This window comes from Saccharopolyspora endophytica (assembly GCF_018070075.1).
In the GTDB taxonomy this organism is placed as follows: domain Bacteria; phylum Actinomycetota; class Actinomycetes; order Mycobacteriales; family Pseudonocardiaceae; genus Saccharopolyspora; species Saccharopolyspora endophytica.
Genome location: NZ_JAGPXE010000001.1, coordinates 605,054 through 625,606, shown reverse-complemented (window position 1 = coordinate 625,606; position 20,553 = coordinate 605,054). Strand labels below are relative to the sequence as shown.

Sequence of the window (20,553 nt, the reverse complement as noted above, 5' to 3'; positions counted from 1 at the left end):
AGAAAGGGCCGTCTCCCCTGGGAGACGGCCCTTTCTCACATCCACACCGCGCGTTCAACAACGTACATCTCGCCCAAACATGACAACACCCCCAAATCTCGGTGAAGGTGTCTCGGCAGCGGGCGGTTCTGGTCCGAACCGTTCATGATCGATGACCGTTTTGCCTGGTCAGTTCGGACCAGAACCGCCCGTTGCCCTCGCGAGCGCTGGATCGGATCAGCCTCGGGGTTTCGGGGGCGGAGCGTCGCCGACGCCCGCGGTTCCCGCTTCCGGCTTCGGCTTGGCTTCCGCCTTGGGCGCCAGGACCTCGTCGATCGAGGGCTTCGGCGGTGCCGGTTGCAGGGTCGAGGGCAGGTCCAGCTTGCCCGGGGTCGCCTGCGGCTCCTGGGGCTTCTGAGCCGCCTGGGACTTGAGATCCGCTTGGGGCTGCTGGGACTTCGCCGGCTCGCCGAAGACCGCCGGGGGCGCGTCGGGTTGGGAGCCGAAGAGGTCATCCGGGTTGGACTTGAGGCGGGAGGAGTTCTGGCGCTCCTGGTTGCCGCCGCCCCGCTGCCCCATCATTCCGCCCATCATGCCCATCGGCATCATGCCCATGCCCACGCCGGCCGCGCCCACGGCCGCGCCTGCGGCGATGCCGCCCGCAGCGGCACCGGCACCGGGCTGGTCCTCTTCGGACTCCGCCGACGCCGCAGTCGTCGCGGCGGGCTGCGCGGTCCCCGCGGATTCCGGAGTTCCCGCGGCGTCGGAAGCCCCCGGGGCGGCCGGGGTTCCAGCGGAGACCTCGGCCGGGGCCTGAGCCTCCCAGCGGCCGGGCTCGCGGGTCGCGACTCCGGCCATGTCGTCGCAGAGCCGGGTGAAGGCCATGTAGTAGTCCGCGATGGACTCCAGGAGCTCGCGGGCGGGTTCGGCGAGGTCGGCCAGGTGCTCGCGGGCGCGCTCGGCGTCAGCGGCGGTCATGGCGGCCCTGACGTCGTCGGCGGTCCTGGCGACCAGCTCGTTCAGGCGTCGTTCCTGCGCACCGACGCCCTCCGCGGTGTGCTCCAGGGCGTCGGCGAGTCCCGTCATCGCATCGGCGAGGTCCTTGCCCGCCAGCCCGGCGTCGCGGACGTGCGCGACGAACGCCTCCGCGTCCGCGCCCTGCCAGGCCGTGTCGATCCCGCCCAGCTCGCCGTCGACGTCACCGGTGGACTGCTCGACGACCTCGGCGGCCTCGCGCCACACCTGGGCCGCCGCGCGGAAATCCGCCGGCCTGCCCACGAGTTCGTCGACGGCGGTGGGCGAGAAGTACGGGACGTCGAGCTCCTCGGCGATGCCCGCGAGGTAGTGCTGGTGCTCGGTCGACATCGTCAGGCCTCCTGTCTGCGCAGGTCAACAGCGCTGTCGTCGTCGCCGACGGAGTGGTGGTCGACCACCTCGCGCAGCTCGTCGCCCGCGCTGGTCAGCGTCTCGGCGGCCTTGCAGTGCCGGTCCAGCAGCTGCTCGCACAGCTGCTGGTACGCCTCGGGCGCACCGGACTCCCGGCCGATCTCGCCGAACGACGCACCGGTGAGCTCCGCCTCCGCCAGCTTCGCCCGGCCGGTGGTGATGTCCTCACCGGCTTCCTTCACCTGCCGCGCGTGGGTCGACAGCCACTCGATGTCGATCCTGATCCCCGACATCCGCCCACCTCCCAGATCGGATCTCGCTACCAAGACGAACCGCCCGCAGCTCACCGTGGCTGCGGGCGGTTCGCTCGTTCCCTCGGACGTTCGACACCGGCGGTTCGGTTCCCGGGCGAGGCGAGGCGTTTCCGCTGAAACTCCCCACCTCACCCGCGCGAATCAGCCTCCGGCGGCTCCTCCGGCCTGCGGCTTCGGGGCGGGGCGGTTCACGCCGCCCGGCAGGACCGGGACCGAGTCGTAGGTGACGCTGGCGGCGGCCGGGTCGAGGAAGTCGCCGCGCGGAAGGCTCCGCATCAGCCACGACGGACCCGCCTTGATGTCACCGGCGCTCTTGGCGACGCCCAGCCCCTGCGCGGTGGCGAGGTCCTTGACGCCGTACTGCACGCCCTGGTCGGAGACCAGGAAGATCGGGCCGCTCTCGGCACCGGCCTCGTTGGACGTGCCGCGCACGACGGCCGCCTTGCCCGCCGCGCCGTAGTAGTAGTCGACCTGCGGGCCCGAACCGTCGAACTGGGCCAGCTTCACCGCCGGCTTGACCGCCGGGGTGCCCTTGTTCAGCGTGACCGTGATCATCTGCGAGCCACCGACGTTCTTCCAGCTCAGGCAGGACGTGTCGGCCTGCTGGAAGGACACCGGCTTCGGCACCGACGTCGGGAAGTAGTCGAGGTTGAGCGGGTTGTCCGTCGGCTTGGCGTCGGTGATGGCGCCGGTGACGTTCGGGATCTCCCGGCTGGAGACCTTGCCCGCGTGCAGCACGGCGGCCGCACCTTCGGCGCTCAGCTCCTGCTTTCCGTCCTGCAGCAGCACGAAGAACTGCTCCCGCTCACCGGGAACGCTGCGCTTGACCACGTCACCGACCTTGTAGCGGTTCAGGTACGAGGCGGGCGTGCCCTCACCGTCGATCTCCGGGACCGACAGCTCCGGGACGCTCGGGATCGCGTTGAGCGTGTTGGTGCTGATCGTGCGCGGGGTCACGCCGTTGAGGCCGAAGACGTCGCGGACGACGGTCTCGCTCTTAGCGATCTTCGACTTCACCGCGTGCGTGTTGGGCTGGTTCTCCCGATGGGCCCGGTAGACGAGGTACTCCTCGCCCGAGCTCTGGTCCTTGACGAACAGCGACTGCTTCGGGTCCAGCTCGATGCCGTGGTTGCCGTCACCGCCGATGACGGTCGTCTCGACCTTCGTGGCCGCTTCCACGCGCGAGGAGCTCAGATTGCCCTGCACCTGGCCGACATCGCAGATCGCCCACGACGGTTCCGCCGGGTTGTCCGCGCTCGGCACGTAGGTCGGGGCGTTGACCATGCCGGTCAGCGGGCCGCGCGGGAAGTCCGCCAGCGCCGCTTCCTTGACCGTGGTCGTCGGCACCGCACCGCTGCCCTGCTTGCCGCCCTGCTGCATCACCAGAAGCTTCGCCGATGCCATGTTGAGCATCGGGATCAGCCGCTTCTGCGCCTTGTCGTCAGACGTGACGACGAAAACGCTGCCGCTCTCCTTTGCGACGACGATGTTCCCCGGTTCGGGAACCGTGCCCTTGCCGCCGAACAGGCCCCAGACGAGGAACCCGACTACGCCGACGGCCGCCAGCACCGCACCCGCGACCGTGGCCCGCTTGTGCGAGCCCATCGGATCGTGGAGCATCACCGCGTCTTTCCGCACCAGCGCCGACTCCATGCGGCGAAGCACGAACCGATAGGCCTGAACCTGTGACTTCGTTGTGGGTGTTGATGCCATTCTTCGCCTACAGCTCTCCCGTCCGAGGTACGGTTTCGCAGGATAGTCGCTGAGATATACCGAATGGGTGCGGTTCGGCGGACTCCGTCAGTATTCTCTGCACGCGGCTCAACTCCGACGAACGCGTCCGCCGCACCTACCTGCGAGGGGGAGAGACCGAACGGATGTCCGTGCCCACACAACATCCGGCCCAGCCGAAGGCTCCCGGGGCCGTCAACCCGACCCGCGCCCGGATTCGCGCGCGCCGTCGGCGGATCAACGGCGTGACGCTCGCCGGCATCCCGGCGGCCAACATCGTGCTCATCGAAGTCGGCCTGGGGATCGGCGCCGGCGTCTTCTTGATCAACCCGCGAGACCCCGTCATGTGGTCCATCGCGGGCGGAATCGCCTTGCTGGCCTTGATCATCGCGCTGCTTCGGCGTCGTGGCCGCTGGTTCACGCAGTGGTTCGGGCTGGTGCTCGAATACCGCAGCCGCAACCACACCCGCGCCTCGCAGCCGGCGAACGTCGACATCGCCGAACCCGCTGAGGACAAGGACGGCGACGGCATCATCGGCCCGGACGAGAACCACCGGGTCGCCCTGCTGCGCTTGGTCGTCGAAGACCTCGTGATCGCCCGCACCCAGGACCACGACCGGAACCCGGTCGGAATGTCCTGGCACAACGGCAAGTGGACCGCGGTGCTGATGGTCGAGCCGACCCCCTCGCTGCTCAACCCCGTGGACAACGCGCCGAACCTGCCGCTGGGCGTTCTCGTGCCGTGCCTCGAGGACCGCGGGGTGGTGCTCGACGCGATCCAGGTCATCTGGCACTGCTACCCGGGAAGCGCGGCCCTGCCGTCGAACTCCCCGGCGCTGAACTCCTACCTGGAGGTGCTGGGCCGGCTTCCCGCCGCGGCCCGCCGCACCACCTGGATCGCCGTGCGGCTCGACCCGCAGCGGTGCGCGAAGGCCATCGGCGAGCGCGGCGGCGGCGTGCTCGGCGCCCAGCGCGCGCTGATCGGCGCCCTGTCCCGCGTGCGTTCCTCCTTGGAGCAGCGCGGAATTCCGGCCCGCCCGCTGGACCCCGACGAGCTGCTGCAGGCGGGCATCTCCTCCGCCGAGCTGCACAGCGTGCTCGGTTCGCAGCGGCCCGTGGGCCTCAAGGAGCGCTGGGACGGCGTCACCGCGGGTGGCGTCGGCCACTCCAGCTACGCCATCACCTCGTGGCCGAACCAGATGAACGACAGCCTCAACGCGCTCACCGGCATCCGGGCGCTGTCCACCAGCATCGCCCTGTCGGTCTCGCCGGTCGGTGAGGAGAACGAGGTCGGGCTGCGCGGTCTGGTGCGGGTCTCGGCCCGCACCCCCGCCGAGCTGGACACCGCCGACGCGCGGCTGAAGGCGATCAGCAACCGACTCGGGTTGACCCTCACGCCGCTGCGCGGTTCGCAGCTGGCCGGTTACGCAGCGACGCTGCCGCTCGGAGGTGCGGCATGAGCCGAAGCAGGACGATCGACGTTCCCGGAAGCCAGGGCGTCGCACCGGAGTTCCTCGTCACACCGGAGACGCTGGACGCCATCAGCCCGTCCGGCGACCGCGGCGGCGTGATCATCGGATCCGACCCGCAGGGCGAGGCCCAGGCGGCGTCGATCCTGCGCTCGATGCCGACCCGCATGGTCACCGTCGGCGGTCTCTACCTGGCCCGCCAGCTCGCGCTGCGGGCCATGGCGACCGGCGCGTGGGTGATCGTCGCGACCGGACGTCCCGCCGCGTGGAAGATGCTGGAGCGCGCCGCCGGTGAAACCCCGGACGGCAAGCCCGTTCCGCTGGTGCAGATCCGCCGGCTCGCCCCGTTCGACCTGCCGCGGTCCTCCGAGGACACCCCGCTGCTGGTCATCCACGACGGCGGCGCCGTTCCGCAGGAGCTGTTCCCGCCGCGCGCGCCGTGGCAGACGACCATGTACGTGCTGCCGTACCTGCACCCGCAGGTCAGCAGCGGCACCGCGGCCAACACCGCGGACCTGGTCCTGCTGCAGCGCCTGCCGCTCAACCAGGCCCAGCTCGCCCAGCGCATCTGGAGCCTGCGCAACCACCAGGTGCAGCCGCTCACGCAGCTGCAGGACGACCAGCTCATCGCGCTGGGCAACATGACCTGGACGATGATCCGCCTGGTGACCAACCAGAAGGAGAAGGAGATCCTCGGCCCCATCCGCCGAGGCGACTGACCTCCTCCCCCTGAACCACCAAGGAGCCCCCGGAAGCACCTCGCTCCCGGGGGCTCCGCGCTCTCCACTCCCAGGTTCCGAGCCGAACCCCCAGTGCCCGATCCGAATTTCGCGCGAAATTCGACCTCCAAAGTTCGGGGTCGAAATTCTCGCGAAATTCGAGAACCTCACCCTCCCGGTCACCTTGAGTAGTCCACAGGCAGCTGTTTTGTCCACAGATGTCGGATTTTGCATGACAGACCGTGCTTATCATGCACACTCTGTTTCTCATGGACTTCGCCTCTGCTGACTTCGATCCCCGGCGTCCGCCGCTTTTCACCCGTGCTGAAGCACAGGCTCGCGGCATCTCCGATGACAAGCTGGCCCAGTGCTACACCCGGGTGTCGCAAGGGATCTACACCCTCCGCGAAGCGTTGATCACCCATGAACTTCGATGCCTCGCTGCGGCGATGGCGCTGCCCGAGGACGCCGTGATCACAGGACGTTCCGCAGCAACCCTGCTCGGAGTCGACCTCGCGGGCCCCAACGACGATGTCGAAGTGCTCGTCAGCGATCACAAGTACATGAATCGGCGGTTCGGCATCCGCGCGTGGGCCCGCAAGAGCAAGGACGACGAATACGTGCCCTGGCACGGCATCAACCTGGCTCGGATGACCCGCGCGGGATTCGACGTGCTCGCGAGGAACTCGGTTCGCTTCGGCGTGGCCAACTGCGATGCCATGCTGCGCGCCGGCCTCGTCGATGAGACATCGCTGCAGAACTTCATCGCCCAACGGCACTACTACGGTTACCGCAAGGCGCTGCGGTCGTTGGCGCTGGTGGACGCGCGCGCCGAGTCGATCCCAGAATCCATGCTCCGCGTGGATCTCGTGCACGCCGGGCTGAACCCGATCCCGCAGTTCGAGGTCTTCGACCTGGAGGGGAACTTCGTCGCGCGCCTCGACCTCGCCTTCGAGAGGGAGAAGGTCGCCGTCGAGTACGACGGGAACTGGCATGCCCGAGCAGAGCAGCGCGCGAAGGACGAGGCACGGCGGCAACGACTCCGCGAGTGCGGCTGGACCGTCATCGTCGTCACCCGGGACGACCTCTACGGGACCCCCAAAGCCGTCGCCAGCGCGGTCAAGAACGCTCTCGGGCTGTAGAAGTGAGGTGCGAGGTCGAATTTCGCGCGAAATTCGACCTTGAAAGTTTGGGGTCGAAATTCTCGCGAAATTCGGCGGGGAGCTGGGAGCACCGGCTCAGGGGAGGGTTCTGGTCGCTCGGGTTTGGTGCTTCCGCGCCGCGAGTTCTGAGTTCGCGGGGTAGTCGATCGCGCGGAGGGTGAGGCCGTGGGGTGGGGCGACCGCCGTGGTGCGGGTCTGGGCCGCCAGGAGGTCCGCCGGGTGGGACTCCGCGCGGCGGCCGTCGCCGGTCATCAGGAGGGTGCCGACGAGGCTGCGGACCATGGAGTGGCAGAAGGCGTCGGCCGAGACGTCGGCGACGATGAGGTTGTCCTCCACGCGGTTCCAGGTGAAGCGCTGGAGCTCGCGGATCGTCGTCGCCCCTTCCCGGGGCTTGCAGTAGGCCGCGAAGTCGTTGAGGCCCAGGAGTTCTCGGGACGCCTCGTTCAGCGCGTCCACGTCCAGCGGGCGGTTCCAGGCCAGGGTGTCCTTGCGCCGCAGCGGATCGGCGCCCCACGGGGCGTCTGAGACCTGGTAGCGGTAGTGGCGCCGCAGCGCCGAGAAGCGGGCGTCGAACTCCGGAGGGACCACCTGGGCGCCGAGAACCCGCACGTCCGGCGGGAGGATCCGGTTCCACCGGTGGACCATGCGCGTCAGGTCCGGGATCCCGCTCGAATCGACCGCCAGGCGACCGGGCGCCTCGGGATCCAGCGGGACGACGTCGAAGTGCAGCACCTGACCCGTCGCGTGCACACCGGTGTCGGTGCGACCGGCGACCACGACGGACTTGGGCACCTCGCGCCCCGGGGGCTGCTTGGCGAGCGCGTCCTCCACCAGCCCCTGCACGGTGCGCAGGCCCGGCTGCTTGGCCCAGCCCTTGAAGTCCGTGCCGTCGTAGGACAGGTCGAGGCGCACGCGAACGAGCCCGCCATCCCCAGCGGGAACAGCGGGCTCGCTCACAGCATCACCGGCCAGAATCAGGACTCGTCCTTCTTCTCGGCGGCGGTGTCCTCAGTGGTCTCCACCTGGGCCTCAGCGGACTCGGTGGTTTCCACGGTCTCTTCGGCCTTGGGCTCCTCGGCCTTCGGCTCGTCAGCGGCGAACTTGGTGCCGCGGGCGGCCTCGGCCTCGGCGGTCGCGGTCTTCTCCGCAACCAGCGCGATCACGGCCATCTTCGCGTTGTCACCCTTGCGCGGCATCGTCTTGATGATGCGGGTGTAACCGCCGTTGCGGTCGGCGAAGAACGGGCCGATCTCGGCGAAGAGCTTGTGCACGACGTCCTTGTCGCGGATGGTCTTCATGACCTCGCGACGGTTGTGCAGGTCGCCCTTCTTGGCCTTGGTGATGAGCCGCTCGGCGATCGGCCGCAGCCGCTTCGCCTTCGCCTCGGTGGTGGTGATCCGACCGTGCTCGAACAGCGAGGTGGCCAGGTTGGCCAGGATGAGCCGCTCGTGCGACGGGGACCCGCCGAGACGCGGACCCTTGGTCGGGGTGGGCATCGGTTGCTCCTCTCGAGGGCGCGCCGGTGAACCCCGGACGCGCAACACAGCTACAGCTGCTCTGTCTCCGCGTAGTCCTGACCGTCGTCGTAGCCGTTGTCCTCGACGGGACCCGCCGAGCCGACGATGACCTCGTCCTCGGCGGTCCAGCTCTCCGCGGGGTACTCGGCCGCAGCTGCGGACGGGTCGAACCCGGGCGGGCTGTCCTTGAGGGCCAAGCCCAGACCGGCCAGCTTCATCTTGACCTCGTCGATGGACTTCGCACCGAAGTTGCGAATGTCCAGCAGGTCGGCCTCGCTGCGCGAAACCAGCTCGCCGACGGTGTGGATGCCCTCCCGCTTGAGGCAGTTGTAAGAGCGAACCGTCAGGTCCAGGTCCTCGATCGGCATCGCGTAGGCCGCGATGGTGTCGGCCTCCGCCGGCGACGGGCCGATCTCGATGCCCTCGGCATCGACGTTGAGCTCGCGGGCGAGCCCGAACAGCTCGACGAGAGTGCGTCCGGCCGACGCCACCGCATCGCGGGGCGTGATGGACGGCTTGCTCTCGACGTCGAGGATCAGCTTGTCGAAGTCGGTGCGCTGCTCGACACGAGTGGCCTCGACCTTGTAGGTCACCTTCAGAACCGGCGAGTAGATCGAGTCGACCGGGATGCGGCCGATCTCAGCGCCGGTCTGCTTGTTCTGCATCGCGGGGACGTAGCCACGACCACGCTCGACGACGAGCTCGATCTCCAGCTTGCCCTTCGCGTTCAGCGTGGCGATGTGCAGCTCGGGGTTGTGCACGGTGACACCGGCCGGCGGGACGATGTCCGCGGCGGTGACCTCACCCGGGCCCTGCTTGCGCAGGTACATGGTGACGGGCTCGTCCTCCTCGGAGGAGACGACGAGCTCCTTGATGTTCAGGATGACGTCGGTGACGTCCTCCTTCACACCCGGAATCGTGGTGAACTCGTGCAGCACACCGTCGATGCGCAGGCTGGTGACCGCCGCCCCCGGGATGGAGGAGAGCAGCGTACGACGCAGCGAGTTGCCCAGGGTGTAACCGAAGCCCGGCTCCAGCGGCTCGATGACGAACCGGGAACGGGTCTCCGACACGGCCTCTTCGGACAGTGTGGGTCGCTGGGAGATGAGCACTTCGTATTCCTTTCCTCACGGCGCCCGCTATTTGACGCCGATGGAACGGCATGCCCGCGAAAGATCGCGGGCCGGCGACGGATTCCTGCACCGCCACCGCTGGTTGCGGACCGCCGGCGGCCGCCTCGTGGAAGGCCGCCGGCGGGACGCGTCACTTCGAGTAGAGCTCGACGATGAGCTGCTCGGTGACCGGGGTGTCGATCTGCGCGCGCTCCGGGCGCTGGTGCACCAGGATGCGCAGGTTCGAGGGCACGACCTGGAGCCAGGCCGGAACCGGGCGCTCGCCGAGGGTTTCCTTGGCGATCAGGAACGGCGTGGTGCCCAGGGCCTTCGGCTTGACGTCGATGATGTCCCACTTCGAAACCTGGAAGCTGGGGACGTTCACCTTCTTGCCGTTGACCAGGAAGTGACCGTGGCTGACGAGCTGACGCGCCATGCGGCGGGTGCGAGCCAGACCGGCGCGGTACACGACGTTGTCCAGCCGGCTCTCCAGCAGCTGCAGGAGGTTCTCACCCGTCTTGCCCGGGCGGCGGTTGGCTTCCTCGTAGTACGCGCGGAACTGACGCTCGAGCACGCCGTAGGTGAACCGGGCCTTCTGCTTCTCCTGGAGCTGCAGCAGGTACTCGGTTTCCTTGATGCGCGCGCGACCGTGCTGCCCCGGCGGGTACGGGCGACGCTCGAATGCCTGGTCTCCGCCGACAAGGTCAACCTTGAGACGACGGGACTTGCGGGTCGCGGGACCGGTGTAACGAGCCATTGGTGATCCTTACTCCTTTCCCGCGGCTCAGACCCGACGACGCTTCGGCGGGCGGCAGCCGTTGTGCGGCTGCGGGGTCACGTCCTGGATGGTGCCCACCTCGAGGCCTGCGGCCTGCAGCGAGCGGATCGCCGTCTCCCGGCCCGAACCCGGACCCTTGACGAAGACGTCGACCTTCTTCATGCCGTGCTCGGCGGCCTTGCGGGCCGCGTTCTCGGCGGCCATCTGCGCGGCGAACGGGGTGGACTTGCGAGAGCCCTTGAACCCGACGTGGCCGGCCGAGGCCCAGCTGATCACCGCACCGGTGGGGTCGGTGATCGAAACGATCGTGTTGTTGAACGTGCTCTTGATGTGAGCCTGCCCGTGGGCAACGTTCTTCTTTTCCTTGCGCCGCACCTTCTTGACGGCGCCAGCGCGAGCCTTGGGTGGCATAGCTTTAGCTTTCTCCTAGCGAGGCTTACTTCTTCCCGGCCTTCTTCTTGCCGGCGACCGTCTTCTTCGGCCCCTTGCGGGTACGCGCGTTGGTCTTCGTCCGCTGCCCGTTGAGGGGCAGGTGACGACGGTGGCGCACACCCTCGTAGCAGCCGATCTCGATCTTCCGGCGGATGTCGGCCTGGACCTCGCGGCGGAGGTCACCCTCGACCCGGTAGTTCTCCTCGATGAAGTCGCGCAGCTTGGTCAGCTGCTCGTCGTCGAGGTCACGCGGCTTCGCGTCGGCCGAGACGCCGGTGCCGGAGAGGATCTCCTTGGCCCGGGTCTTGCCGATCCCGAAGATGTAGGTAAGCGCGATCTCCATGCGCTTTTCGCGCGGGAGGTCGACGCCAACGAGCCGTGCCATGTCGGCTCCTTCTCCTTATGTCAGTCCAGGTCTGCTCCCACGCCGCCCCCGCACGGGATGTGCGGAGCCCCGGCCTGGTCCGGGGGTCAGCCGGCTCAACTCGCGAGCCGACAGGTCGTGGGAGTTCTTCTCTGTTTCGCTTGCTGCGACCTCAGTGGTCTGCGGTCAGCCCTGACGCTGCTTGTGTCGGGCGTTGTCGCAGATCACCAGGACTCGTCCGTGACGACGAATGACCTGGCACTTGTCGCAGATGCGCTTCACACTCGGCTGGACCTTCACGGTCGTGCTCTCCTGTTGGACGCGTGTCCAGGTCTCCCCGGACACCGTGGAGGTCACTTGTAGCGGTAGACGATGCGCCCACGGGAGAGGTCGTAAGGCGAGAGCTCCACCACAACCCGATCCTCGGGGAGGATTCGAATGTAGTGCTGGCGCATCTTGCCACTGATGTGTGCGAGGACCTTGTGGCCGTTCTCCAACTCGACACGGAACATCGCGTTGGGAAGCGGCTCGATCACCCGACCCTCGACCTCAATGGCCCCGTCCTTCTTGCCCATGTCCTCCGCGTTTCGTGACGGTGACGGTTTGCGGGGCGAAAGCCCCTGCCACACGAGCCGGAGGCCCCGGCACGCATGACCGACACACGCGGGATCCGATTCGAAATACCGATGACCACCCGATCCGGATACTCTTGAGCAGAGTCGCGCGGACGGACACTCCGGGCACAACGAACCGGCGCCACTCGTGCGCCGATAGTCCATCGTACGCGCAGCCCGATGAGCACCACACATCGGGGCTGCTCACACCGCATCCGCCGCCACCGGCGGCTTGCGCCGATCTTCGGGCCCTCACTACTTTCGACCACATACTCGAACCCTCGACACCGGTGTCGAGGCGCGCCCACCCCGGAAACACCCGAGGAGCAGCGTGACAGCGCAGCAGCAGCCCACCGGCAGCCCGGTGCAGGCGTTGACCGGCAAGCTCGCCGAATACCGGACCTTCTTCAGCACCGCGGTCCGCAACCCGCACATGGTCGGCGCCGCCACACCCACCTCGGCCGCCGTGGCGGCCACCGTCGCGCAGGTCGTGCCCAGCACCGGCAGCCCCGTCGTGGTCGAGCTCGGCCCCGGGACCGGATCGCTGTCCGACGGCATCCACGCCCGCCTGCCCGCGGGAGCCCGCCACCTGGGCATCGAGCTCGGCGCCGACATGGTCGCGCACCTGCGCGAGCACAAGCCGTGGCTGGAGGTCGTGCACGGCGACGCCGGCGACCTGGTGTCGGTGCTCGCCGAACACCGGATCGACCGGGTCGACGCGGTCGTCAGCAGCATCCCGTGGTCGCTGCTGGACGACGAGGCCCAGGGCCACATACTCGAGCAGGCTGCCAAGGTCCTCACGCCCAACGGCGCGTTCACGGCCCTGACCTACGTCCCCGCCGAGCGCACCCGCAACGCGCGCCGGTTCCGCGAGCGGCTGCACGAGACCTTCGACGAGGTCCTCACCCACACCACGTGGCGCAACTTCCCGCCCATCCTGCACTACATCTGCCGCCGTCCCCTGGTCTGAGGATTCCGACAACCGGGTACTTCCCAGGCGAAAGGCCGAGTTTCGGTCGACGTGGAGGTCCGATTGCGGACCGGTTACGGTCGGGCGGCATCAAACCCGGGGAGGGCAGGAGAGCCGTGAGCAAGTCACGCGAGTACCTGATGTTCTTGGGCCGCGCCGTCCAGAACCCGTCGAAGGTCGGCGCGGTGCTGCCGACCTCGGAGCACGTGGCCCGCGCGGTCGCCGACGTCGTGCCCAGCCACGGCCCCAGCACGGTGCTGGAGCTCGGCCCCGGCACCGGGGCGCTCAGCGACCCCATCCGGGAGCGCGTCGCACCCGGGTCGCGACATCTGGCGGTGGAGATCGATCCGCAGCTGGTCCGCTACCTCAACCGCACCAAGCCGTGGCTGGAGGTGATCCACGGGGACGCCTCCGACCTGCGCAAACTCCTCGCCGACGCGGGCGTGGACAGGGTGGACGCGGTGATCAGCTCGATCCCGTGGACGCTGCTGCCCGGCGACAAGCAGCGCGAGCTGCTGCACGAGGCCGCCGCGGTGATGACCCCGGGCGGGGTGTTCACCACCGTCACCTACCTGACGACGCTGTGGCGGGCGCAGACCAAGGAGTTCATCGGCGCGCTCGACGACACCTTTGACGAGGTGTTCCCCCGCAGCGCCGTCTGGCGCAACGTGCCGCCGGCGCGCGTCTACGCCTGCCGCCGCCCCAAGGGCTGAGGGCTCAGGCCTCTTCCGGGGCCGTGAGGACCCAGGGACCGTCTTCGGTGATGGCGACCGTGTGCTCCCAGTGGGCCGCACGGGAGCCGTCAGCGGTGACGACGGTCCAGGCGTCGTCGAGCTCCTCGGTCTCGGCGGTGCCGCCGGTCAGCATCGGCTCGACCGCCAGCGCCATGCCCACCCGCAGCTTCGGGCCGCGGCCCGGCTTGCCGAGGTTCGGCAGGAACGGCTCCATGTGCATCTGGGTGCCGATGCCGTGGCCGCCGTACTCGGCGATGATGCCGTAGTCGTGGCCGTCGGCCGCAGCCGCCGACAGCGCAGCGGTCTCCACGGCGTGCGAGATGTCGGTGAGGCGGTTGCCGGCGCGCACCTTCTCGATGCCCGCCCACATGGACGCCTCGGTCGCGGCCGACAGCGCGCGGTCGGCGTCGCTGATCTCACCGATGGCCAGCGTGACGGCGGAGTCGCCGTGCCAGCCGTCGAGGATCGCGCCGCAGTCGACCGACAGCAGATCTCCCTCGGAGAGCACCTCGCGCACCGACGGGATGCCGTGCACGACCTTCTCGTTCAGCGAAGCGCAGATCGAACCGGGGAAGCCGTGGTAGCCCTTGAACGAGGGCACCGCACCGGCGTCGCGGATGACCTGCTCGGCGACGGCGTCCAGCTCGCCGGTGCTCGCACCCGGCACGGCCTTCTCCCGGACGGCCGCCAGCGCACGCGCTACGACCAGGCCAGCGGCCCGCATCGCCTCGATCTCACCGCGCGACTTGAGCTCGATGCCCTTACCCCGACGCAACAAGGCACTCACCTTCGAAGTATTGCTGGACGACGCCGGTTCGCGCCCGGCGAGGGAAATGCGACGGCCGGCCACCATCGGTGACCGGCCGCGCGAACGCTCACTGGTGGCTGCGCAGCGCTTCCAGCGCGCGGCCGGTGATCTCCTCGATCGAGCCCATGGCGTCGATCTTGATGACCTTGTCCCGGTAGTAGCCCAGGATCGGTTCGGTCTCCTCGTGGTACACCGCGAGCCGGCGGCGGATGACGTCCTCGGTGTCGTCCGAGCGGCCACGCGCCAGCATGCGCTTGACCAGCTCCTCCTCCGGGACGTCGAACTGCACGACCGCGGTCAGCGCGAGGTCCTTCTCGCCGAGGATGCCGCTGAGCACCTCGGCCTGAGCGGTGTTGCGCGGGTAGCCGTCGAGCAGGAAGCCCTGGGCCGCGTCCTCGTCGCCGAGGCGGTCGCGCACCATCTCGTTGGTGACCTCGTCCGGCACCAGTTCACCGGCGTCCATGTAGCTCTTGGCCTTCTGGCCGAGCGGCGTGGAGTTGCCGATGTTCGCGCGGAACAGATCTCCGGTGGAGATGTGCGGCACACCGAGCTTCTCGCTGAGCACAGCCGCCTGGGTACCCTTACCGGCACCAGGCGGGCCGACGAGAACCAATCGCACCAAGGGTCTGCCTCCGAATCCTCACCATCGCGCGCCAACTGCTGACGAGCTACGCGGCACCGCCCCGTACCGACGGCGCTGCGATCCCAACCACCCTACGCATTGACGAGGGGCGGGCGAACACGCCCATGCGGAAGTCCGCGCAAGGGCAAGCACGCTGGTCCGGGCGTGTGCAGCACACGCCCGGACGCTCCACCTTACCTGAGGAAACCCTCGTACTTGCGCTGCGTGAGCTGGCTCTCGATCTGCTTCACGGTGTCCAGACCCACGTTGACCATGATCAGCACCGCGGTGCCGCCGAACGGGAAGTTCTGGTTCTGGCCCTGACCACCGGTCAGGCCCAGGAAGAACATCGGCAGGATCGCCACGATGCCCAGGTACAGCGAGCCGGGCAGCGTGATGCGGGAGAGCACGAAGCTCAGGTACTCCGCGGTCGGGCGACCGGGGCGGATACCGGGGATGAACCCGCCGAACTTCTTCATGTCGTCCGCCCGCTCTTCCGGGTTGAACGTGATCGACACGTAGAAGTAGGCGAAGAAGATGATCAGCAGCATGTACAGCAGGATGTGCACCCAGCTGGCCGGATCGACGATGTAGGTCTGCAGGAAGCGCGCCCACCAGCTGTCCTGGTTGCCCGCCAGCTGACCGATCAGCTGCGGCAGGTACAGCAGCGACGAACCGAAGATGACCGGGATGACACCCGCCTGGTTCACCTTCAGCGGCAGGTACGTGGACGTGCCGCCGTACATCCTGCGGCCGATCATGCGCTTGGCGTACTGCACCGGGATCCGGCGCTGCGCCTGCTCGATGAACACCACGGTGGCGATGATCGCGACCGCGAACAGGCAGACCATGGCGAAGACCAGGCCGCCGTGCGAGTTCAGGATGTTGCCGCCCTCGGCGGGGATCCGCGAGGCGATCGAGACGAAGATCAGCAGCGACATGCCGTTGCCGATGCCGCGCTCGGTGATCAGCTCGCCCATCCACATCAGGACGGCCGCACCGGCGGTCATGACGACCACGATGGTGATCAGGTTCAGGACCGAGTCGTCCGGGATCGGCGAGACCGAGCAGCCCTGGAACAGCTGCCCGCGCACCGCGAGCGCGACGATGCCGGTGCCCTGCAGGACCGCCAGGGCGATCGTGAGGTACCGGGTGTACTGGGTGAGCTTGGCCTGGCCGGACTGGCCTTCCTTCTTCAGCTGCTCGAAGCGAGGGATGACCACCTGCAGCAGCTGGATGATGATGCTCGCCGTGATGTAGGGCATGATGCCCAGCGACAGCACCGACAGCTGCAGCAGCGCACCGCCGCTGAAGAGGGTGAGAAGAGAGTAGACACTCTGAGCGCCGCTGCCCTGAATCTGCTCGATGCACTGCTGGATGTTGGGGTACGACACACCGGGCGACGGAATCGTCGCACCGAGGCGGTACAGCACCACCATTCCCAGCGTGAACAGGATCTTGCGGCGCAGGTCCGGCGTTGCCAGAGCCGAGCGGAAGGCGCCGAGCACGCGAACCTCCTGTACGCGAACCGGTCGGAACCGGCCGGAAAACAAGCGGCCGGCTTCGCCAGCCGGCACGGCGGGAAACTCCATGGACAAGGCCGTGGTAACCCACGGCACTACCGCGCGACTTTAGCAGGCCGCGAGGTGGATACGGACAGCGACCGAACCCTCACGACGATCAACGTTTCGCAACATCGCCGCCAAGCAGCGGCAACCGCGCCCTCCCAGGCGCGGTTGCCGTTATTCCCAGCTTGACCTGCGGTGTTGTCGAAGATCGACGATCACGTCGGGGTCAACCGCAGTTCGCCTGCTTTTCTTCCTCGGTCATCGCCCGGGTGGACTGGGTGACCGTTCCGCCCTGGTCGTCGGCCGGGCCGCTGGCCTCGAAGTCGTTGACGTACCAGATGTAGTGGTCGTAGAACTTGTCCTCGAAGTGCAGCTCGTAGGTTCCCTTGGCCTTCTGCATCTTCGGGCCGTGGTAGACCTGCCCGACCTCACCGGGACGCACGGTGATGAAAGTCGTCTGCGACTCGGTGTGCTCGGACCGCCACTCGTGACCGTAGGTGGCCTTGAAGGTCACCTTGAACACCTCGCCGAAGCTGGTGCTCATCGACAGCCCCACGCTGTTGCTCTCCGCGGTGCTGTCGGACCAGGCGACGTTCATCATCTGCTCCTTGTCGGTGCAGTTGAACACCGGCGCGCCGACCGCCTCCGAACTGTTCTGGTAGTACTCCACCTCGCCTTGGGGGTGGAACACGCAGCTGTCGGTGCCGTTGTCGCACTTCTCCAGCAGCTCGCGAACCGTGGGCTCATCGGCCGCCGTGGCGGGCGGGGCCAGCAGCAGAGCCGCCCCGATCGCCGCTGCGCAGCTCATCGCGATGCGCTTCATCATCGAGTTCCTCTCGATCAACTTGAAGACCAACCGAACAACCCCCACCCCCGAGACCCGCACCCGTCCCGTCCCGACCCCGGCCTGAACCCGGATTACCGCCGTAATCGGGTTCCTGAATACGGCCGTATTCAGGAACCCGATTACGGCCGTATTCGGTGGGACCGGGCTTCGGCCGTGGTCCGGGACCGGACTTCAGCCGTTTTCGGGGGACGGGTTACCGCCGTGATCGGGGGCCTGAACACCGGGGGGTTCCTGTCAGGCCTGGTGGGCGGTCACGGGCAGGCGTCGACTTCTTCCTGGGTCATGTCCCGGGAGTGCTGGCTGACCGCGGTCGACGAGTCCTGAGCGGGACCGGTCGCCTCGAAGTCGTTGACGTACCAGATGTAGTGGTCGTGGAACTTGTCCTCGAAGTGCAGCTCGTAGGTGCCGCGCACCTTCTGCATCTGGGCGGCCCGCTCGACCCAGCCCACCTGGTGCGAACCGGTGTCGACGAACGTCGACTGCGACTCGGTGTGCGACTCCTCCCAGGTGTGCTGGAAGGTCTGCTCGTAGGTGACGGCGAAGACCTTGCCGAAGCCGGCCTCGGTGGTCATCGACAAACCGACGCTGTTGCTCTGCGACGTGGTGTCCGACCAGGTGACGCTGTGGCGCTGGTCGTCCGGGGTGCAGTTGTAGACCGGGTCGCCGACCTGCTTGGAGTCCGCGGTGAAGTACTCCGGCTCGCCGGCCGGGTGGAACACGCAGCTGTCGGTGCCGTTGTCGCACTTCTCCAGCAGCTCGCGGACGGTCGGGTCCTCGGCGGCGTTGACGCCCCGGGCGTTGATGACACCCGCGTCCTCAGCGGTCGCGCTCGCGGTGACGGGCACGATCAGCGCGCCGAACGCGCTCGCCGACGCCACCAGGGTGCGAATCGTTCGTGCTCGCATGGCGAATTCCCCTCAGCTCAGACCGACGGACTGGGTGCGGTCGTTCAGCATCGAACCGACGTCGGGCGTGTTCTCCTTGAACGGCCCGTCGCGCTCGCCGCCCAGATCGGGCTCCGGGTAAAGCCAGATCCAGCAACCGCCCCACGGCTGAACCGAGGAGACGACGTTCTTCCAGTCGTCGGGCAGGTTGATCTGGAAGTTGACGACACCGTCCTTCTCGCACATGCCGGAGCCGTAGACGGTGAAGCTCCCGCCGCCGTAGTTGGGGTCGGCGAACAACGTCGCCTGGATGACGTCCCCACGCGCGTCCCTCGACTGCGCGGTGGCCTCGGCCAACGTCGCGAAGCACAGGGTCTCGCCGGTGCTGAAGTGATAGCTGCAGTGCGAATCCGGTTTCGGGGCCACCGGCCCACCGGCCTGGGCCACCGCTGCTCCCGGGACAACCGCGGCCAACACCGCGACGATCACCAGGACGGCACGCCGTCCCACCTGTCGTGGTCGCATATGCCGTCGCTCCTCCCTCGATTCATCAGCGCCGTCCGGGTGAAACGGCGTCGATAAAGCTAGGGAGTCCTGTGACGGGGCCAACACCGTCGAAGAGCAGCTGCGCGAACCCACCTTCGCTTGAAACTCTTCGGTGGATCTTGTTCGGCTGAAGAGCTGCGCGGGGATTCCGACGTGTCGCCGTGCGGGAATCGCGATCTGGCTAAGTGAACTGCCAAGGGTGATTCCCCAGATGCACACGGTATCGCGTCCGTGAATACGTGGGAATCACCAGAAAATAAAAGACCCGCCATCCCGGTTGGATGGCGGGTCTTCTACAGAACTAGATCAGCGCTCGAGCTTGGTGACCGAGCCGCCGGCGGCGGTGATCTTCTCCTGAGCGCTGCCGGTGAAGGCGTGAGCGGTGACGTCCAGCTTGACGCCCTCCAGGTCCCCGTCGCCGAGGATCTTCACCAGCTCGTTCTTCTTGACCAGGCCCTTGGCGACGAGCTCGTCGAAACCGACGGTGCCACCCTCGGGGAACGCCTGGGCCAGCTTGCCGAGGTTCACACCCTGGTACTCGGTGCGGAAGCGGTTCTTGAAGCCCTTGAGCTTCGGGAGCCGCATGTGGATCGGCATCTGCCCACCCTCGAAACGAGGGGAGACGGTCTTGCGGGCCTTGGTGCCCTTGGTACCGCGGCCGGCGGTCTTGCCCTTGGAGCCCTCACCGCGGCCGACGCGGATCTTGTCGCGCTTGGCGCCAGGGGCCGGACGCAGGTCGTGCAGTTTGATGACCATGTCAGTCGACCTCCTCGACCGTCACCAGGTGACGGACGGCATTGACCATGCCGCGCACGTTCGAGTCGTCCGGGCGAACCACGGACTGACGGATCTTGCGCAGGCCGAGGCTGCGCATGGTGTCGCGCTGGTTCTGCTTCGAGCCGACCAGCCCGCGCACCTGAGTGATCTTGAGCTGTGCCATGACGATCAGACCCCCGTCCCGGCGGCACGAGCACGCATCATGAACGCCGGAGCGACATCTTCCAGCGGCAGGCCACGGCGAGCCGCGACCTCCTCCGGACGCTGCAGCTGCTTGAGGGCGTCCACCGTGGCGTGCACGATGTTGATCGGGTTGTCCGAGCCCAGCGACTTGCTCAGCACGTCGTGGATACCGGCGCACTCCAGCACCGCGCGCACCGGGCCGCCGGCGATGACACCGGTACCGGCGCTGGCCGGACGCAGCAGCACGACGCCCGCGGCGTCCTCGCCCTGCACCGGGTGCGTGATGGTGCCGCCCAGGCGCGGGACGCGGAAGAAGTTCTTCTTCGCCTCCTCGACGCCCTTGGCGATGGCCGCGGGAACTTCCTTGGCCTTGCCGTAGCCGACACCGACCATGCCGTCGCCGTCGCCGACGACGACCAGCGCGGTGAAGCTGAAGCGCCGACCACCCTTGACGACCTTCGCGACGCGGTTGATGGTCACGACACGTTCGAACTGCGGGGTCTTCTCTTGGGCCGCCCCGCCACGGCCGCCGTCGCGGCGGTCCCGGCGGTCCTTGCCGCCGGACTCCCCGCCGCCTTCACGCCGAGTGCGTCCAGGCATCAGGCGTCCCTTCCAGTCTCGTTCTTACGCACTTGTCAGAACTCCAGTCCGCCGTCACGGGCGGCGTCGGCCAGAGCGGCCACGCGACCGTGGTAGGCGTTGCCGCCGCGGTCGAACACGACCTTCTCGACACCGGCGTCCTTGGCACGGGCGGCGACGAGCTCGCCGACCTTGGTGGCCACGGCCTTCTTGTCACCCTCGAAGCCGCGGAGCTCGGACTCCAGGCTCGTGGCCGACGCAACGGTGTGGCCCTTGGTGTCGTCGATGACCTGCGCGGTGATGTTGCGCAGCGACCGAGTGACGACCAGACGCGGGCGCTCGGCGGTGCCCAGGATCTTCTTCCGGAGGCGCGTGTGACGCTTGGCGCGGGAGAGCCGACGCTTGGTCGAGATGTCCTTGCCAACCGGCTTGCGCTTGGTAGCTGTCTCGCTCATGG

General features: G+C 68.0%; 26 protein-coding genes. 5 read left to right on the top strand and 21 right to left on the bottom strand.

The window, feature by feature from the left end; all coding sequences use genetic code 11:
• Positions 1-216: 216 nt before the first annotated feature.
• The 3 genes from KBO27_RS03040 to eccB all read right to left on the bottom strand — a co-directional run bounded on the left by KBO27_RS03040 (position 217) and on the right by eccB (position 3,392).
• Positions 217-1,344: a WXG100 family type VII secretion target gene (locus KBO27_RS03040; protein ID WP_210968406.1), complete on the bottom strand. Its 1,128-nt coding sequence runs from the start codon at positions 1,342-1,344 to the stop codon at positions 217-219.
• Positions 1,345-1,346: 2 nt separating this feature from the next.
• Positions 1,347-1,658 (bottom strand): DUF2563 family protein, encoded by a 312-nt coding sequence (locus KBO27_RS03035; protein ID WP_210968405.1) that lies wholly within the window; start codon positions 1,656-1,658, stop codon positions 1,347-1,349.
• Between the two features lie 162 nt (positions 1,659-1,820).
• Positions 1,821-3,392 carry a type VII secretion protein EccB gene (gene eccB, locus KBO27_RS03030; protein WP_210968404.1) on the bottom strand — a complete coding sequence of 524 codons (1,572 nt, stop codon included), beginning with the start codon at positions 3,390-3,392 and terminating at the stop codon, positions 1,821-1,823.
• Between the two features lie 164 nt (positions 3,393-3,556).
• Between eccB and eccE the strand changes: the two genes are divergently transcribed.
• The 3 genes from eccE (at position 3,557) to KBO27_RS03015 (ending at position 6,740) form a co-directional block, all read left to right on the top strand.
• Positions 3,557-4,870, top strand: a complete 1,314-nt coding sequence (eccE, locus tag KBO27_RS03025; RefSeq protein WP_210968403.1) for a type VII secretion protein EccE — start codon at positions 3,557-3,559, stop codon at positions 4,868-4,870.
• The gene (locus KBO27_RS03020) at positions 4,867-5,598 is read left to right on the top strand and encodes a hypothetical protein (RefSeq protein WP_132673954.1); all 732 of its coding nucleotides are present in this window, start codon (positions 4,867-4,869) and stop codon (positions 5,596-5,598) included. Before eccE ends, KBO27_RS03020 begins: the two co-directional genes overlap by 4 nt.
• A 251-nt stretch (positions 5,599-5,849) precedes the next feature.
• Positions 5,850-6,740, top strand: coding sequence for an endonuclease domain-containing protein (locus KBO27_RS03015; RefSeq protein WP_210968402.1), 891 nt, complete (start codon positions 5,850-5,852; stop codon positions 6,738-6,740).
• 96 nt (positions 6,741-6,836) lie between these two features.
• On the opposite strand, the gene truA is transcribed toward KBO27_RS03015, so the two are convergent.
• The 8 genes from truA to infA all read right to left on the bottom strand — a co-directional run bounded on the left by truA (position 6,837) and on the right by infA (position 11,539).
• Positions 6,837-7,718, bottom strand: a complete 882-nt coding sequence (gene truA, locus KBO27_RS03010) for a tRNA pseudouridine(38-40) synthase TruA (protein ID WP_132673952.1) — start codon at positions 7,716-7,718, stop codon at positions 6,837-6,839.
• A gap of 17 nt (positions 7,719-7,735) precedes the next feature.
• On the bottom strand, positions 7,736-8,257 hold the full coding sequence (gene rplQ / locus KBO27_RS03005) for a 50S ribosomal protein L17 (protein WP_210968401.1): 522 nt from the start codon (positions 8,255-8,257) through the stop codon (positions 7,736-7,738).
• Positions 8,258-8,307: 50 nt separating this feature from the next.
• Positions 8,308-9,390, bottom strand: coding sequence for a DNA-directed RNA polymerase subunit alpha (locus KBO27_RS03000; RefSeq protein WP_132624416.1), 1,083 nt, complete (start codon positions 9,388-9,390; stop codon positions 8,308-8,310).
• A gap of 151 nt (positions 9,391-9,541) precedes the next feature.
• A complete protein-coding gene (gene rpsD, locus KBO27_RS02995; RefSeq protein WP_132624414.1) occupies positions 9,542-10,147 on the bottom strand; it encodes a 30S ribosomal protein S4 in 606 nt (201 codons plus the stop codon).
• A gap of 27 nt (positions 10,148-10,174) precedes the next feature.
• Complete coding sequence (gene rpsK / locus KBO27_RS02990) at positions 10,175-10,579, bottom strand: 30S ribosomal protein S11 (protein ID WP_093414154.1); 405 nt, start codon at positions 10,577-10,579, stop codon at positions 10,175-10,177.
• 25 nt (positions 10,580-10,604) lie between these two features.
• On the bottom strand, positions 10,605-10,985 hold the full coding sequence (gene rpsM, locus KBO27_RS02985) for a 30S ribosomal protein S13 (RefSeq protein ID WP_093414155.1): 381 nt from the start codon (positions 10,983-10,985) through the stop codon (positions 10,605-10,607).
• Between the two features lie 165 nt (positions 10,986-11,150).
• Entirely contained in the window at positions 11,151-11,264 is a 114-nt protein-coding gene (rpmJ, locus tag KBO27_RS02980) for a 50S ribosomal protein L36 (RefSeq protein WP_010315372.1), read from the bottom strand.
• Positions 11,265-11,317: 53 nt separating this feature from the next.
• On the bottom strand, positions 11,318-11,539 hold the full coding sequence (gene infA, locus KBO27_RS02975; protein ID WP_009948665.1) for a translation initiation factor IF-1: 222 nt from the start codon (positions 11,537-11,539) through the stop codon (positions 11,318-11,320).
• Positions 11,540-11,909: 370 nt separating this feature from the next.
• Here infA and KBO27_RS02970 point away from each other — a divergent pair, with 370 nt between their 5' ends.
• Positions 11,910-12,548: a class I SAM-dependent methyltransferase gene (locus KBO27_RS02970; RefSeq protein ID WP_307870211.1), complete on the top strand. Its 639-nt coding sequence runs from the start codon at positions 11,910-11,912 to the stop codon at positions 12,546-12,548.
• Positions 12,549-12,664: 116 nt separating this feature from the next.
• Positions 12,665-13,261 (top strand): class I SAM-dependent methyltransferase, encoded by a 597-nt coding sequence (locus KBO27_RS02965; protein ID WP_307870210.1) that lies wholly within the window; start codon positions 12,665-12,667, stop codon positions 13,259-13,261.
• A 4-nt stretch (positions 13,262-13,265) separates the two neighbouring features.
• Here the strand turns inward: KBO27_RS02965 and map are convergent, their stop codons facing one another.
• The 10 genes from map to rplR all read right to left on the bottom strand — a co-directional run bounded on the left by map (position 13,266) and on the right by rplR (position 20,551).
• Complete coding sequence (gene map, locus KBO27_RS02960) at positions 13,266-14,060, bottom strand: type I methionyl aminopeptidase (protein ID WP_210968400.1); 795 nt, start codon at positions 14,058-14,060, stop codon at positions 13,266-13,268.
• A gap of 97 nt (positions 14,061-14,157) precedes the next feature.
• Complete coding sequence (locus KBO27_RS02955; protein WP_210968399.1) at positions 14,158-14,712, bottom strand: adenylate kinase; 555 nt, start codon at positions 14,710-14,712, stop codon at positions 14,158-14,160.
• Positions 14,713-14,906: 194 nt separating this feature from the next.
• Positions 14,907-16,220: a preprotein translocase subunit SecY gene (secY, locus tag KBO27_RS02950; RefSeq protein ID WP_210968398.1), complete on the bottom strand. Its 1,314-nt coding sequence runs from the start codon at positions 16,218-16,220 to the stop codon at positions 14,907-14,909.
• Positions 16,221-16,506: 286 nt separating this feature from the next.
• Positions 16,507-17,106 carry a hypothetical protein gene (locus KBO27_RS02945; protein ID WP_210968397.1) on the bottom strand — a complete coding sequence of 200 codons (600 nt, stop codon included), beginning with the start codon at positions 17,104-17,106 and terminating at the stop codon, positions 16,507-16,509.
• Positions 17,107-17,378: 272 nt separating this feature from the next.
• Positions 17,379-18,032: a hypothetical protein gene (locus KBO27_RS02940; RefSeq protein ID WP_210968396.1), complete on the bottom strand. Its 654-nt coding sequence runs from the start codon at positions 18,030-18,032 to the stop codon at positions 17,379-17,381.
• 12 nt (positions 18,033-18,044) lie between these two features.
• Positions 18,045-18,536, bottom strand: a complete 492-nt coding sequence (locus KBO27_RS02935; protein ID WP_210968395.1) for a hypothetical protein — start codon at positions 18,534-18,536, stop codon at positions 18,045-18,047.
• Between the two features lie 327 nt (positions 18,537-18,863).
• Positions 18,864-19,313 (bottom strand): 50S ribosomal protein L15, encoded by a 450-nt coding sequence (rplO, locus tag KBO27_RS02930; RefSeq protein WP_132624390.1) that lies wholly within the window; start codon positions 19,311-19,313, stop codon positions 18,864-18,866.
• Position 19,314: 1 nt separating this feature from the next.
• Entirely contained in the window at positions 19,315-19,497 is a 183-nt protein-coding gene (rpmD, locus tag KBO27_RS02925; protein WP_132624388.1) for a 50S ribosomal protein L30, read from the bottom strand.
• Positions 19,498-19,502: 5 nt separating this feature from the next.
• Positions 19,503-20,117, bottom strand: coding sequence for a 30S ribosomal protein S5 (gene rpsE, locus KBO27_RS02920; protein WP_210968394.1), 615 nt, complete (start codon positions 20,115-20,117; stop codon positions 19,503-19,505).
• Between the two features lie 35 nt (positions 20,118-20,152).
• Positions 20,153-20,551 carry a 50S ribosomal protein L18 gene (gene rplR, locus KBO27_RS02915; RefSeq protein ID WP_210968393.1) on the bottom strand — a complete coding sequence of 133 codons (399 nt, stop codon included), beginning with the start codon at positions 20,549-20,551 and terminating at the stop codon, positions 20,153-20,155.
• Between the last annotated feature and the right edge of the window lie 2 nt (positions 20,552-20,553).

Bases quoted from the DNA above. Each gene is read 5' to 3' on its own strand.
- KBO27_RS03020 (WP_132673954.1), top strand. From the start codon at position 4,867: ATGAGCCGAAGCAGGACGATCGACGTTCCCGGAAGCCAGGGCGTCGCA.
- rplQ (WP_210968401.1), bottom strand. From the start codon at position 8,257: ATGCCCACCCCGACCAAGGGTCCGCGTCTCGGCGGGTCCCCGTCGCAC.
- KBO27_RS02940 (WP_210968396.1), bottom strand. From the start codon at position 18,032: ATGCGAGCACGAACGATTCGCACCCTGGTGGCGTCGGCGAGCGCGTTC.
- KBO27_RS02935 (WP_210968395.1), bottom strand. From the start codon at position 18,536: ATGCGACCACGACAGGTGGGACGGCGTGCCGTCCTGGTGATCGTCGCG.
- rpsD (WP_132624414.1), bottom strand. From the start codon at position 10,147: ATGGCTCGTTACACCGGTCCCGCGACCCGCAAGTCCCGTCGTCTCAAG.
- KBO27_RS03035 (WP_210968405.1), bottom strand. From the start codon at position 1,658: ATGTCGGGGATCAGGATCGACATCGAGTGGCTGTCGACCCACGCGCGG.
- rplO (WP_132624390.1), bottom strand. From the start codon at position 19,313: ATGGTCATCAAACTGCACGACCTGCGTCCGGCCCCTGGCGCCAAGCGC.
- eccB (WP_210968404.1), bottom strand. From the start codon at position 3,392: ATGGCATCAACACCCACAACGAAGTCACAGGTTCAGGCCTATCGGTTC.
- infA (WP_009948665.1), bottom strand. From the start codon at position 11,539: ATGGGCAAGAAGGACGGGGCCATTGAGGTCGAGGGTCGGGTGATCGAG.
- rpsM (WP_093414155.1), bottom strand. From the start codon at position 10,985: ATGGCACGGCTCGTTGGCGTCGACCTCCCGCGCGAAAAGCGCATGGAG.
- rpsE (WP_210968394.1), bottom strand. From the start codon at position 20,117: ATGCCTGGACGCACTCGGCGTGAAGGCGGCGGGGAGTCCGGCGGCAAG.
- rpmD (WP_132624388.1), bottom strand. From the start codon at position 19,497: ATGGCACAGCTCAAGATCACTCAGGTGCGCGGGCTGGTCGGCTCGAAG.
- eccE (WP_210968403.1), top strand. From the start codon at position 3,557: ATGTCCGTGCCCACACAACATCCGGCCCAGCCGAAGGCTCCCGGGGCC.
- KBO27_RS03015 (WP_210968402.1), top strand. From the start codon at position 5,850: ATGCACACTCTGTTTCTCATGGACTTCGCCTCTGCTGACTTCGATCCC.
- rplR (WP_210968393.1), bottom strand. From the start codon at position 20,551: ATGAGCGAGACAGCTACCAAGCGCAAGCCGGTTGGCAAGGACATCTCG.
- KBO27_RS03040 (WP_210968406.1), bottom strand. From the start codon at position 1,344: ATGTCGACCGAGCACCAGCACTACCTCGCGGGCATCGCCGAGGAGCTC.
- rpsK (WP_093414154.1), bottom strand. From the start codon at position 10,579: ATGCCACCCAAGGCTCGCGCTGGCGCCGTCAAGAAGGTGCGGCGCAAG.
- KBO27_RS02945 (WP_210968397.1), bottom strand. From the start codon at position 17,106: ATGATGAAGCGCATCGCGATGAGCTGCGCAGCGGCGATCGGGGCGGCT.